This window comes from Streptomyces sp. CA-111067, from assembly GCF_050956065.1.
GTDB lineage: Bacteria > Actinomycetota > Actinomycetes > Streptomycetales > Streptomycetaceae > Actinacidiphila.
This window is the reverse complement of the sequence record NZ_CP192103.1, coordinates 7,390,344-7,403,517: the sequence shown is the minus strand read 5'-3', so window position 1 is coordinate 7,403,517 and position 13,174 is coordinate 7,390,344. Positions and strand designations below refer to the sequence as shown.

At 69.2% G+C, this 13,174-nt stretch carries 12 protein-coding genes and 1 pseudogene; 7 read left to right on the top strand and 6 right to left on the bottom strand.

The genetic code is table 11. The features are described from left to right. Nucleotides 1-123: 123 nt before the first annotated feature. The gene (locus ACQPW6_RS32800; RefSeq protein WP_433894729.1) at nt 124-1,344 is read right to left on the bottom strand and encodes an SAV2148 family HEPN domain-containing protein; all 1,221 of its coding nucleotides are present in this window, start codon (nt 1,342-1,344) and stop codon (nt 124-126) included. A 282-nt stretch (nt 1,345-1,626) separates the two neighbouring features. Here ACQPW6_RS32800 and glgX point away from each other — a divergent pair, with 282 nt between their 5' ends. Further along, nucleotides 1,627-3,753 (top strand): glycogen debranching protein GlgX, encoded by a 2,127-nt coding sequence (gene glgX / locus ACQPW6_RS32795; protein ID WP_433893339.1) that lies wholly within the window; start codon nt 1,627-1,629, stop codon nt 3,751-3,753. A 169-nt stretch (nt 3,754-3,922) separates the two neighbouring features. Continuing rightward, on the top strand, nt 3,923-6,364 hold the full coding sequence (treY, locus tag ACQPW6_RS32790) for a malto-oligosyltrehalose synthase (RefSeq protein ID WP_433893338.1): 2,442 nt from the start codon (nt 3,923-3,925) through the stop codon (nt 6,362-6,364). A gap of 599 nt (nt 6,365-6,963) precedes the next feature. On the opposite strand, the gene ACQPW6_RS32785 is transcribed toward treY, so the two are convergent. Continuing rightward, nucleotides 6,964-7,416: a GNAT family N-acetyltransferase gene (locus ACQPW6_RS32785; protein ID WP_433893337.1), complete on the bottom strand. Its 453-nt coding sequence runs from the start codon at nt 7,414-7,416 to the stop codon at nt 6,964-6,966. A gap of 137 nt (nt 7,417-7,553) precedes the next feature. On the opposite strand from ACQPW6_RS32785, the gene ACQPW6_RS32780 reads away from it, so the two are divergent. Next, complete coding sequence (locus ACQPW6_RS32780; RefSeq protein ID WP_433893336.1) at nt 7,554-8,213, top strand: hypothetical protein; 660 nt, start codon at nt 7,554-7,556, stop codon at nt 8,211-8,213. Between the two features lie 44 nt (nt 8,214-8,257). Here ACQPW6_RS32780 and ACQPW6_RS32775 read toward each other — a convergent pair whose 3' ends face one another. Beyond that, on the bottom strand, nt 8,258-8,581 hold the full coding sequence (locus tag ACQPW6_RS32775; protein ID WP_433893335.1) for a hypothetical protein: 324 nt from the start codon (nt 8,579-8,581) through the stop codon (nt 8,258-8,260). Then, the gene (locus tag ACQPW6_RS32770) at nt 8,572-9,165 is read right to left on the bottom strand and encodes a WD40 repeat domain-containing protein (RefSeq protein WP_433893334.1); all 594 of its coding nucleotides are present in this window, start codon (nt 9,163-9,165) and stop codon (nt 8,572-8,574) included. Before ACQPW6_RS32770 ends, ACQPW6_RS32775 begins: the two co-directional genes overlap by 10 nt. A 149-nt stretch (nt 9,166-9,314) precedes the next feature. Between ACQPW6_RS32770 and ACQPW6_RS32765 the strand changes: the two genes are divergently transcribed. Continuing rightward, nucleotides 9,315-10,162 (top strand): IS5 family transposase gene (locus ACQPW6_RS32765; protein WP_433894728.1). Its coding sequence is split into 2 segments (ribosomal slippage): nt 9,315-9,630 and nt 9,630-10,162, totalling 849 coding nucleotides; the frame shifts between segments, so codons are not numbered across the junction. 72 nt (nt 10,163-10,234) lie between these two features. On the opposite strand, the gene ACQPW6_RS32760 is transcribed toward ACQPW6_RS32765, so the two are convergent. Beyond that, nucleotides 10,235-10,627, bottom strand: a complete 393-nt coding sequence (locus ACQPW6_RS32760; protein ID WP_433893333.1) for an AfsR/SARP family transcriptional regulator — start codon at nt 10,625-10,627, stop codon at nt 10,235-10,237. Between the two features lie 490 nt (nt 10,628-11,117). Between ACQPW6_RS32760 and ACQPW6_RS32755 the strand changes: the two genes are divergently transcribed. The 3 genes and pseudogenes from ACQPW6_RS32755 (at nt 11,118) to ACQPW6_RS32745 (ending at nt 12,421) form a co-directional block, all read left to right on the top strand. After that, a complete protein-coding gene (locus ACQPW6_RS32755) occupies nt 11,118-11,630 on the top strand; it encodes a hypothetical protein (RefSeq protein ID WP_433893332.1) in 513 nt (170 codons plus the stop codon). Nucleotides 11,631-11,822: 192 nt separating this feature from the next. Beyond that, nucleotides 11,823-12,041: pseudogene (locus ACQPW6_RS32750) on the top strand (hypothetical protein); the annotation flags it as partial. 8 nt (nt 12,042-12,049) lie between these two features. Beyond that, nucleotides 12,050-12,421, top strand: a complete 372-nt coding sequence (locus ACQPW6_RS32745; protein ID WP_433894808.1) for a transposase — start codon at nt 12,050-12,052, stop codon at nt 12,419-12,421. A 93-nt stretch (nt 12,422-12,514) separates the two neighbouring features. On the opposite strand, the gene ACQPW6_RS32740 is transcribed toward ACQPW6_RS32745, so the two are convergent. Further along, complete coding sequence (locus ACQPW6_RS32740; RefSeq protein ID WP_433893331.1) at nt 12,515-12,835, bottom strand: hypothetical protein; 321 nt, start codon at nt 12,833-12,835, stop codon at nt 12,515-12,517. Nucleotides 12,836-13,174 lie beyond the last annotated feature (339 nt).

The following is a 13,174-nucleotide window of genomic DNA, read 5'->3' as shown; positions in this document are numbered from 1 at the left end:
GTCCCCGGTGTGCGCTGCCATCATCGCGCGCACCACTGACACCGCCGCACGACGGCCCGCCGTACGACCACCGCACAACCCGGCGTACGGTCACCGCACGACCGCCGCGCGGCCCCGCCGCCGTCAGGACACCGGTCTGGCGTCGCCCCAGATCCCCTCGAACTCCTCGCGGTAGACCTCGAACAGGCCCATCTCGGCCGGCCGGTCGTCGGCGACCACCCGCCGCGACCCGCCCCGCAGCAGCATCACCGGGACCTCCATGCCGCGCGCCCGGCGCAGGTAGGACTGCACGACGGCGAGCCCGTCGCCGCTGTCACCGTCGACCAGGTACGCGGTGAAGCGCGGCGTCTCGTCGTACACCTGGATCTCGAACGCGCCGGGGTCGCGCAGCCGGGCCCGGACCCGTCGCATGTGCATGATGTTCATCTCCACCGACCGGCTCATCTCGCCGCGCCCGAGGCCGAGTTCGCGTTCCCGGCGGCGCACCGCGCTGCTCGCCGGGTTCAGGAACAGCAGCCGCACCCGGCAGCCGGATTCGGCGAGCCGCACCAGCCGCCGTCCGGAGTAGTTCTGCACCAGCAGGTTCAGGCCGATGCCTATCGCGTCCAGCCGGCGCGCCCCGGAGAACAGGTCCTCGACGGGCAACTGCCTCTGCAACCGCACCCGGTCGGAGTACACCCCGATGACGTCGGCGTAGCGGTCGGCGACCAGGTCCTCCACCGCGTCCACCGGCAGCCGCTGCGAGGCCGCCTCGGACGGCCCCGCGCCGAGCAGCGCCAGCAGCCGGGAGGAGGCCCGTTCGGCCTGCTCCAGGACCGTCCTGGACAGCGCCCGGTTGCGGGACACCACGTGCCGGGCCACCTCCAGCTCGTCCAGGGCGAGTTCGAGGTCGCGGCGGTCGTCGAAGTAGGGCTCGAAGCACGGCCAGTGCTGCACCACCAGCTCGCGCAGCTGCGGCAGCGTCAGGAAGCTGAGCACGTTGTCGTCGGCCGGGTCGAGCAGGAAGCCCTTGCGCCGGCTCACCTCGCGTACGGCGACGGCCCGCTGCACCCACTCGTGCCCGGCCGGGCCGGCGGCGGCGACCACCCACTCCTCGCCGTGCACGGGCTCGTAGATGGGCCGCAGCACCGCGTTGACGACGGCGCGCAGCCGCTGCTCCACCAGGTTCAGCCAGACGTACGCGCGCCCGGCGCGGGTGGCCCGGGTGCGTACCTCGGCCCACGCCTCGGCGCCCCAGTCAAGTTCCGATCCGATCTCCACCGGCTGGGCCAGGGAGACCGTGGCCGGCATCCCCGCCAAGGTGTCGTCGTGCTGGTCTCCCTGCTCGCCACCACCCGGGAGCATCAGACCTCCGGACGTCACCACGGCACCGCCTCCCACCCCCGTCCACGATCAAGGAAGGGTACTGCGGTGCGGGGGGCGTCGCAGCCGTGTTGACCCTACTTGACTACTACCGGAAAACCTCATCACCCTTGCGGTTGCTGCCGGTTGCGAAGGTGTCACCGTCGGCTGGACCAGGTGGGAGGATGCACATTCGGAACGTATGCACGTACGCACGTATCGCAACGTAACGGCCGGACGCGCGGACGACCGCGTGGCCCGGTCCGGGAGTGGAAGAGTCTCGACATGCAAGTCTGGCCGGGTCAGTCGTACCCCCTCGGCGCCACCTTCGACGGGGCGGGCACCAACTTCGCCGTCTTCTCAGAGGTGGCGTCGCGCATCGAGTTGTGCCTGCTGCACGACGACGGTTCCGAGACAGCGGTGGAACTGCGCGAGGCGGACGCCTTCGTACGGCACGCCTATCTGCCGGGCGTGATGCCGGGACAGCGGTACGGATTCCGGGTGCACGGGCCCCACGACCCGGCCCGCGGCCACCGCTGCAACTCCGCGAAGCTGCTGCTCGACCCGTACGCGAAAGCGATGAGCGGCGCCATCGACTGGGACGAGTCGGTCTACGGCTACCGGTTCGGCCAGCCCGACTCGCGCAACGACCTGGACTCGGCCCCGCACACCATGACGTCGGTCGTGGTCAACCCGTACTTCGACTGGGCCGACGACCGGCAGCCGCGGATCGACTACCACAGGACCGTCATCTACGAGGCCCACGTGAAGGGTCTGACGATGACCCATCCGGGCCTGCCGGAGGAGATCCGGGGCACGTACGCGGCCCTCGCGCACCCATCCGTGATCGGCCATCTGGTGGAACTCGGGGTGACGACTCTGGAGCTGATGCCGGTACACCAGTTCGTCCAGGACCACCGGTTGATGGACGCGGGGCTGGCGAACTACTGGGGTTACAACACCATCGGATTTTTCGCCCCGCACCACTCCTACTCCTCGCTGGGCGACCGCGGGCAGCAGGTGCTGGAGTTCAAGACGGCGGTACGGGCGCTGCACCGGGCCGGCATCGAGGTGATCCTCGACGTGGTCTACAACCACACCGCCGAGGGCAGCCACCTGGGCCCGACGCTGTCGCTGCGCGGCCTGGACAACGCCTCGTACTACCGGCTCGGCGGCGACAAGCGCTACTACACCGACACCACCGGCACCGGTAACTCGCTGCTGATGCGCAGCCCGCACGTCCTTCAGATGATCATGGACTCGCTGCGCTACTGGGTCACCGAGATGCACGTGGACGGGTTCCGGTTCGACCTCGCGGCCACCCTGGCCCGGCAGTTCCACGAGGTGGACCGGCTGTCGTCGTTCTTCGACCTCGTGCAGCAGGACCCGGTGGTCTCCCAGGTGAAGCTGATCGCCGAACCGTGGGACGTCGGCGAGGGCGGCTACCAGGTGGGCAACTTCCCGCCGCTGTGGACCGAGTGGAACGGCAAGTTCCGCGACACCGTACGGGACCTGTGGCGCGGCGAGAGCGCCACGCTCGCCGAGTTCGGCTCCCGGCTGACCGGCTCGTCCGACCTCTACCAGGACGACGGCCGGCGCCCGCTGGCCTCGATCAACTTCGTCACCTGCCACGACGGTTTCACGCTGCACGACATGGTGTCGTACAACGACAAGCACAACGACGCCAACGGCGAGAACAACCGGGACGGCGAGAGCTTCAACCGGTCCTGGAACTGCGGCGTCGAGGGCGACACCGACGACCCGAAGGTGCTCGCGCTGCGCGGCCGGCAGAAGCGCAACTTCCTTGCCACGCTGATGCTCTCGCAGGGCGTGCCGATGATCTCGCACGGCGACGAGTTCGGCCGCACGCAGAGCGGCAACAACAACGTGTACTGCCAGGACAACGAACTCGCCTGGGTGGCCTGGCCGAAGGCCGGCCAGGACGAGGAGGCGCACCGGCTGCACGAGTTCCTGCGCACGATGGTGTGGTTGCGCCGCGACCACGCGGTGTTCCGCCGCCGCCGCTTCTTCCACGGCGGCCCGCCGGACGGCACGCACGACGAGCTCTCCGACATCGCCTGGTTCACCCCCGAGGGCAACGAGATGACGCAGCGCGAGTGGCAGGCGGCGCACGCCAGGTCGCTGGCGGTGTTCCTGAACGGCAACGCGATCTCCGAGCCGGGGCCGCGGGGCGAGCCGGTGGTCGACGACTCGTTCCTGCTGCTCTTCAACGCGGCGCCGAAGCCACAGGAGTTCGTGGTGCCGGTGAACCACGGGAAGGAGTGGCAGATGGTGGTGGACACGGAGCGGGTGGACGGGGTGCCGCCGGGGGCCGGGGAGAAGGTTCTGCCGGGGGACAAGTTGGTGCTGGTGGATCGGAGCATGATGGTTCTTCAGCGGCCGGCTGACTGAGCCGGGGCCCGCGGGGCGCGCTTGCGGCACGGGTCGTGGGTGCGCGCCGTGCGTGGACGCTTGGGGCGCGGGCGGTGGGTGCGCGCTTGCGGCGCGGGCGGGTGGTTCATCGGGGCGCCTTCGGCATGGAGTGGGCACTGCGGCGGGGATCCGGGGTAGGGAAGGTGGCATGAACGCCGACTTCGTGACCGCAGGGTCGCCCGCCGCGGGGCTCGTGACGCCCAGTGCGACGTATCGCGTGCAAGTGCAGCCCGGGTTCACCTTCGCCGACGTCGCCGGGCAGGTGCCCTACCTCGCCGCGCTCGGCGTCTCGCACCTGCATCTGTCGCCGGTGCTGGAGGCCGTGCCCGGCTCCACGCACGGGTATGACGTCGTGGACCACACCCGGGTCCGGGAGGAGCTGGGCGGCGAGCGGGGGCTGCGCGAGCTGTCGCAGACCGCGCGCTCGCACGGGCTCGGGCTCGTCCTGGACATCGTGCCCAACCACATGGCCGTACCCGTGCCCGAGCAGCTGAACGAACCGCTGTGGTCCGTGCTGCGGGACGGCCCGCGGTCGCCGTACGCCGACTGGTTCGACATCGACTGGGACGCGCTCGGCGGCCAGGTGCTGCTGCCGGTGCTGGGCGCGCCACTGCCCGACGTGCTGGACGAACTGTCCGTGGTCGACGGGGAGTTGCACTACTACGACCACCGCTTCCCGTTGCGCCCCGGCACGCAGACCCTGCCGATGGCCGAACTCGTCGCCGCCCAGTGGTACCGGCTGGCGTACTGGCGGCAGGCCCACACCGAGCTCAACTACCGCCGCTTCTTCACCATCTCCGACCTGATCGCCGTCCGCGTGGAGCGCCCCGAGGTCTTCGAGGCCACCCACGCCACGGTGTTGCGGCTGCTGCGGGAAGGTGTCGCCGACGGGCTGCGGATCGACCACCCGGACGGCCTCGCCGACCCGGCCGGCTACCTGCGCCAGCTCGCCGAGGCGACCGGCGGGCGCTGGACGGTGGTCGAGAAGATCCTCCAGCGCGACGAGCCGCTGCCCGCGGACTGGGACTGCGCGGGCACCACCGGATACGACGCGCTCGACCGGATCGACGGTGTGTTCACCGACCCGGCGGGTGCGGCCGAAGTCGCCGACTTCTACCGGGAGTTCACCGGGGTCGCGGACGATCTGGGCGGGCGCTGGCCGGCGACCGTGCGGCAGGCCGCGTACCGGGTGGTCGGCCATGACCTGGCCGCCGAGGTGACCCGGCTGGTGGGCGCGGCGCAGCGGGCCGCGCAGCGGGACCGGCCGGCGTGCGACGTCGCGGTGCTGACGGCCGCGCTGCGTGAACTCCTGGTCCGCATCCCGGTCTACCGCCCGTACGTGGTGCCGGGGCGGCCGGCGACCGCGGCTGACACGGAGATGGTCCAGCGGGCCGCTGCCGACGCGGTGTCGGAGTCGGCGCCCGAACTGGCCTCCGCGCTCGGCTACTTGCGCGATCTCGCGCTGGGGGCCTGTGCCGGGGTCGAACTCGGCCCGGATTCCGCCGACTTCGCGGTGCGCTTCGCGCAGGTCGCGTCCGCGCTGCACGCCAAGTCCGTTGAGGACGCCGGGTTCTACCGCTACACGCCGCTGCTGTCGCTGTGCGAGGTCGGCCGCGACCCGGGGCAGCCGGCGACGACGCCGGAGGAGTTCCACGCGTACTGCGCGACGATCCAGCGGAACCGTCCGGCCACCGGCACGGTCCTGTCCACCCACGACACCAAGCGCAGCGCCGACCTCCGTCTGCGGCTGGCCGCACTGACCGAACACCCCGGCGCCTGGCGGGACTGGCTCGGCGAGCGTGCCGAACGCGCTGTCGGGGCGGGCGCGCCGGCGGCGCCGGACCGGCACACGGAGTACACCGTCTTCCAGACCGCCGTCGGCCTCGCCGGCTGCGACACCGAGCGGCTGGTCCCGGCCGCTTTGAAGGCGGTACGGGAGGCGGGGCTGCGGACGACGTGGACGGAGCAGGACGAGGCGTACGAGAAGGCGGTGACCGCTTTTGTGTCGGCCTGCGGGGGCCACGCCGAGGAGGTCGGCGAGTTGGCCCGGTTGCTGGGGCCTTCGGCGGAGGCGAACGCGCTGGGGGCGGCGCTTTTGCATCTGACGATGCCGGGGGTGCCGGATGTCTACCAGGGGACGGAGGGGCCGGTGTTCACGCTTGTCGACCCGGACAACCGGGGGCCGATGGCGCGTGCGGACGTCGAGGCGCTGGAAGCGCTTCTCTCCCGGGAGGACCAGCCCGTTGACTTCGCCCGCGCGAAGTTGCGGCTGACGGCCGTGGTGTTGCGGCTGCGCCGCGAGCACCCCGAGTGGTACGGCCCGGAGGCCGGCTACACCCCGCTCCTGGCGGAGGGCCCCGCGGCCGGCCACGTCCTGTCCTTCATCCGCGGCGACGGCGCGATCACCGCGGTGACCCGCCTCCCCCACCGCCTGACCCAGTCCGGCGGCTGGCCCACCACCACCACGCTCCCCCTCCCCCCAGGCACCTGGCACAACGCGCTCCACCCCGGCGCCTCGTACGAGTCCCACGTTCCCCTCTCCGACCTCCTGGGCTCCTCCCCGGTGGCCCTCCTGACCCGCGAGCCCTAGCCGGGCCGGCCGGAGCGGTTGCATCCCGGGCGCGGCCCGGTTGCCTTCCGATGTTTCCCACCCTCCCCCAACCTTCGGCCGGGGGGACCCCCATCTCGCTTCGCTCGCCCGTGCGAGTGCGTCCTTGGGTGCACGTTTTCTGGTGGGTGGGGGTCGAGGCCGGCCCGGGGCACCTCCTCGGGCTGCTCACGCACCCGGGGTAACTCGTTCGCCCCATGTCGTTCACAGCCCTGCGGGGGCACCCCGGACCGCCCCCTCCCAGGCCGGACGGCGGCTTTGAGGCCGCGAGGGGTGATCGGTGGGGGGAGGTCCGTCGTCATCTGACGGTCACTGATGGGGCTTCAAGAGCCCGGTGGGAGCGTGGCTTGGGCTTGTGGGCAGCTGAACTCACTCGGGCGTATGGGGAAGCCGGCCGTCCCCACCCGGCCGACGCAGTCGCCGGTGACAAGGCATACTCCTTGCCGCTGAAGACCTGGGGAGGCATCGCGACCCGCTACGACAAGAACCCCGAGAGCTACCTCGCCGGACTACACCTTCGCGCCGCGACGATCTGGATCGCCAGCTTCCTACCAGCCCATGGAGCGCATCCAGAAATACCTTTAGCCAGGCGATCGCTGTAGGAGCTGTCGGGACGACTCGAAGCCCAGCCGCTCGTACACCGGAACTGCCTTGCGACCGGAGTGGACCGTCACGCGAAGGGCCCCGAGGCGTGCCGCATGCTCCGAAGCGGCGTCCACGAGTGCCGAGCCGACCCCCCGGCCCCGGTGCTCCGGTACGACGAATACGCTCTGGATGTCTGCCGATAGCCGACTCGTCGCTCCAGGTCTCGGCACGCGAGGGACGACCGCGACCCAGGCCATGCCGACGATCTCCGGCCGGAGGAGTCGGGCCACGAACGCTAGGTGCGAGTCCTGGCGGGCAGACCACCACTGCGCGAGTTCCGCCGCAAATGCGTCAACGGACCGCTGCGCCGGCTCCTCATTGCGGGTATCTAGCCACAGCAGCCGGGCCAAGTCGGAAGTGTCGTCTGCACTCGCCTGGCTGATCCTCACGAGGTGAGTCTAGCCAGGGCTCGGGTCATGATCCGAACCTCGAACAGTCCCTAATGCCGGATCAGGCAACGCTTGCTCTGGAGCTAGGATTGCTCTCTTCGGCTGGGGTGCCTGCTGGAGTGTTGACGGGATGCTTTGTGACTTTTGAGGATGTCGACGCCCTCGGCGCTGCGATAGGCCGGGTGGCAGCGGCTTTCGGGGGGATGACGGCCCGCGCGGACGAGACCGGTTGCGGTCGGTGCTTTACCGAAGCGGAGGTCGAGTTGCTTCGGAGTCCTGGAATCCCCCTTCCCGTAGATCTCGTCCGCCAGGTCGCGCAGAAGGAACCAGGCCACTGGGGTGACCAACCGGCGGTCATCCGGCGGGAGTTGCCGCGACTCGTCGCCTACCTCGCGGAGGGGGCGAACGAACCGGAGCTCATCGCACGGGGGGTGGCTGCGGCGGGCTGGTCGCGGTGGCCCGGTGAACAGGCCGACTCAATCTCCGGCTTCCTGGATGCGTGGTGGACGCACACTCTGCGCGAGACGTCGCCACCGACCCCCGTGCCGGAGGTGTTCGCGTCGTGTGTGATCGCGAGTTCCACAGCCACCCCGTGGCTGGCCCGCTGGGAATTGGAAATGGGCCAGATCGGCAGACGGCATTTGGATGAATGCGTCGAGTGGTGGCGGGAGGACCTGGAGTCCGACACGCCGCCCTTCACGTGGTGGTGGGGCACCCAGGCGGAGGAGCAGGCCGCCTGGAAGGAGTTGAAGGCGTGGCTGGCCGGGATGAGCCGGTCGAGCACAATGCCTGAATGACGGGGCCCAGCAGCCGGTTGCACGATCAGGACCTGCGAGGTGCATCAGAGCCGAACGTGGCCCAGGTCGTGGACTGTGACGTCACCGCCGTATGAGCCGGTGGCGAGGAAGACCGTCCCGTCGGCGCGCTGTGCGCAAGCGACGGCAACGCCGGTTACGGTCCAGTCGATTTGCTCACCCGTGACGGCGTTCCAGCAGCGCACCACTTCGTCGTCACCGGAGGCAATGACAAGCGGAGTCCCCCTCAGATGGATCGCGCACAGCATTCGCGCGCGGTCGCCCATCGCAATGGGTGGTCCGATCGGCTGGCCGGTGAGCGCGTCCCACCGGTACAGCAGGTCGTTGGTGTCAGCTGCCGTTACCACCATTTGGCCGGTCGGCAATGGGAACAGAGCCACGTTGGTGATACCGGCGAAGCGGCAGCTCCGTAGCGGCGCTCCCAGCATCCGCTTGCGGCATCCCAACGAAGCACGCGCCCGTCGTCCCCACCCGAGGCGATCAGTGCGGAGCCGTCAGGCAGGTTGCTCGTAGCCACGCACGTGACGATGGCACCGTGGCCCTCCAGCGCGGGAGCCGGACGAGCGCTGGCATCGACTTCCCAGCGATGCACCTTCTCGTCGTGTCCCGCCCCCACCAGAATCGCTCGCCCACCGGGCAGATAGGCGGCCGCCAGGGACCACACCGTTCCTCGATACGCGCTCCGCCATGGCAGCGGGCGGCCGTCTGACGCGTCCCAGAAATCCACGCCTTGCTCACCCGCCGCCGCGATCAACATCCCGGTTCCGGCCACCCGGACCGCGGCGAGCGCATTCACACCCGACAATTCCTCTCTCGAACACCAGAGCAGCGCACCGGTCTCGGCGTCCCATCGGGACAACCCGCTACGCACATCCTCCGTCGAGACCAAGACGAAGCCTGCGTTCATCCCGGTCGGGTCGGGCTCCAGCAGCACGGGGCCTGCTACCCCGTCATGAGCTCCTGCGATGAGCACGCATACCCCAATCCCTAAGAGCTCGTAACACGATCTTGTGATTCGGCGCAGGCGGGCGTGTCCGGTGTGACGATTCGGCCGTTCGTGAAGGTGTGAGCAACAGGCCGTGGATCGTGGACGACGCATTATGGGCGGTGGTCGAGCCGCTGCTGCCGAAGTGGCCGCAGCGGTCGCCGGGGCCGCGTCCGGTGGACGACCGGCGGTGCCTGGAGGGCATCCTGTTCGTGCTGTATACCGGGATCACCTGGCAGCAACTGCCTCTGGAGCTGGGCTTCGGCTCGGGACAGACCTGCTGGCGGCGGCTCGGCCGGTGGCATCAAGCGGGGGTCTTCGAAGCCCTGCACCGCATACTGCTAGTCGAGTTGAACGCGGCCGGGCAGATCGACTGGACGCGCGCCTGCATTGACGCCTCCCACGTGAAGGCGAAAAAAGGGGCGAGGCGACCGGCCCGTCACCCGTCGACCGGGGCAAGACCGGCAGCAAACACCACCTGATCTGCGACGGCAACGGCACTCCCTTCACAGTCATCACCACCGCGGCCAACGTCAACGATGTCACCCAGACCCTCGCCCTGGTCGACGGCATTCCGCCGGTCGCCGGCCGCAGGGGACGACCCCGCAGGAGGCCCGATGCTCTCCTCGGCGACAAGGGCTACGCCAGCAACCCCAACCGCCGGGAACTACGGAACCGCCGAATCCTGCCGGTCATCTCGTACCAGGGCGGCCCCAACATCGCCGGCCTGGGGAAGCTCCGCTATGTCGTCGAGCAGACCTTCGCTCTGCTGCATCAGTTCAAGCGCCTCGCGATCCGCTGGGAACGACGCCTCGACCTCCACAAGGCCCTCGTCTCACTCGCCTGCGGGCTCATCTGCTGGCGTCGACTCCACCGAGAGCCCAGGGCGGCTGCACGTTCCGGGGTTGTGCAGGTTGGTCGAGTGGTGACCGACGTGGGGGCGTAGCAGGGCAGGCACGGGCTCCATGATCATTGCGGTGTCGAAGCCCGATGAACACGAGGTCGCCCGTGCCTGCCGCTAGATCTTCTCCCGTCCCCGCTGTGCTGCTGAAGCCAGGTCTGCTGGACGCCGGCCGCGTCGCTGACCTGCGCCCCTACCGCGACTCGGTGCCCGACCCGCGCTCGCGGCGCGGCCGGTGGTACCCGCTGACGGCGGTCCTGCTGGAGTGCGCTTTCGGTCGAATTCCAGCAGGTCCAGCTGTTCCCGTTCCAGATGGATCTGATAGCCGCCGCGCCGCGTACTGATCAGGGACGCGAGTGCCCCGGACGCGGCGAGATTGCGAAGCAGCCCCGACAGCGCGTCCTGGACCTGGCGGACCGCAGTCGCGGGAATCTTCTTGTCCCACATCACGGCGACGAGCCGCTCCATGGCCACGACACCGTTTGCGTCGAACAGCAGCGCGGCCAGCATCTTGACCGCCGCGGCCCGTCGAGGCGGACCTCGCGCCCCTCGATGCGGGCATGCAGCGGCCCGAGCACGCCGAATCTCATAGTCCCCCGGCACTTCACCGAGCAGCGCCGAACCCCCGTCCGACCTCGCACTAGGACGAATCTAGGACGGACGACGGACAGGCGTCCATACCGTTCGGACGAGGGGTGATCCGCCCACGGAAGGAAGGGAAGAGCGCCCCCTGATCTTCCCGACGCACCCCTGGCCGGCGTGCGGCCGAAGGAACTTACCAGCATCGGGAAGGCGGCTCACGATCAACATGCCGGCAGTGCCCACGCAGCCTGTCCGGAATCGAAGATGCGGGTCGACCCGCCCGGGTCGCCGCCCAAGGGAGAAATGAATGAAGCTCAGAATGCTCGGCTTGACTCGAACTCGGATATCCAGGTCGGACCGACAGCCGCAACGCATCATCCGCCGAATCGCGGTCATCGCCTCGCTTGCCGTAGCCCTCGTGTTCGGCGCCTCCGAGATGGCCTTCGCCTCCGGAACCTGGAGTACGCAGAAAGCAGAAGGCTGCAGCAAGGAGTGGACGTACAACCCGTATGGGGCATCCTCCGAGACGCACGAGATCTACTCGGCTGACACCTCCAACCACAGCCACTACACGATCACCAACGCGCACGCGTGGGTGGATCAGATGACCGACTGCGGGCCCGGTGGGTACGGCGTCTACGCCGACCACATCAACATGACGGTCTCCTTCACCGTGTTCGGCTCCAACCTGCAGGGCTGCTCGATCTCTCTTCCGTTCGGCTTCTCCTGCTCTGCCGGACCGAGCCAGGAGACCCTCACCTACGACAGGACGTGCGGCCCCAACGTGTACGGCTGCTCGGCCACCTGGAGTTCGCTGACCCTCTACGCCCCTTCCGGGGGGTCCTTGACCCGCGGCGTGGTAATGCAGACCACTACAACCCTGGTTCGCTCCGACGGGCATAGCGACACGTACTCGACCACCGCCGTCTGACTCCCCGCCGCTCGCTGCCCGGCACCACGAAGCGGACATCGACGTACGAGGGACCAGGACAAGCCTTGTCATGCACATCCACTTCAGGGCGGCTGCACGTTCCGGGGTTGTGCAGGTTGGTCGAGTGGTGACCGACGTGGGGGCGTAGCAGGGCAGGCACGGGCTCCATGATCATTGCGGTGTCGAAGCCCGATGAACACGAGGTCGCCCGTGCCTGCCGCTAGATCTTCTCCCGTCCCCGCTGTGCTGCTGAAGCCAGGTCTGCTGGACGCCGGCCGCGTCGCTGACCTGCGCCCCTACCGCGACTCGGTGCCCGACCCGCGCTCGCGGCGCGGCCGGTGGTACCCGCTGACGGCGGTCCTGCTGGAGTGCGCTTTCGCAGTCCGGTCGGGCGCGAGGAGCATCGATGAACTCGCGGAGTGGGGCGAGCGCGCCTCGACCATGCTGCTGTCGGTTATCGGCATCCGCCGCCATCCGCTCTCTACGCCGTCACCTGCCTCGACGCCCACCAGACCAGCCCCGCCGACCTGGCCACAGCCATCCGCGGGCACTGGGAAGTGGAGAACTCCTCTCACCACATCCGAGACGTCACCTTCGCCGAGGACGCCTCCACAGTCCACACCGGGACCGCACCACGCGCTATGGCGACCCTGCGCAACCTCGCCATCGGCGTGCTGAAAACCCTCGGAGCCGACAACATCGCCAAGACCACCCAAGCAATCCGCGACCACCCCGAACGCGCACTTCCGCTCCTGGGCACTACGAACAATCCAGACCCCCACGGAACTTGATCAAGCCCTGCCGAGAGCCACGCTGATCACAATGTCTGGACCTCGTAGGGCGCCGAGGCTCAACCAAGTAGTCGATGTTGGAGGGGGCTGCTTCTACGGCAGCCGCCTGGAACCGGCTGTCTCCGCGGCCTCTGCCTGATAAGCGGTAAGAGTGAGTCGTCCGTCGTCTCCAGCTGCGACCACGTTTACGTGCAGCATGCCTTCTTCGTCGAAGCGCAGGGTGAAGAGCGGATCGAACGCCATCAGGAAGTCGAAGCCCTCTCGGTCCTCCGCAGTCAGGGGCGGTTCGAGGACCGCGTCGCACGCCCAATCATTGCCACTGATGCGAACCGCGACTCGCACGCCGAGCCTGGCCAAACACGTCGACCGGTTGGCCCACCACTCAAGCGTCGCGATGCCCTCGAAGCTGTCCATCGCCCAAGTATCACGGGCAGGTGGACGGCCAAGCATCATCGGTACAGCAACTGAGACCACAAGATCGTGTTACGAGCTCTAAGGGCGGAACGGCAGCGTCTCCGCCTGCACGGAGGCTACAAGCGAGCGACCGGGGGGTGGGTGGTGTGGTTAGTCTCCCGGCTGGGCGCCGTCGCCCCGGATCGTGGGTGGGGGAGGTGGTGGGTCGCTCCCGGTTGCCACCGGCTGGGCTTTCCGCCCCGGTGGGCGGACCCCTTTTCGTTTCCGGCTGGGCGCCGTGCCTGCCGTTTTTCCCACCGCCCCACCCTCCCCCAACCTTCGGCCGGGGGTGCCCCCATG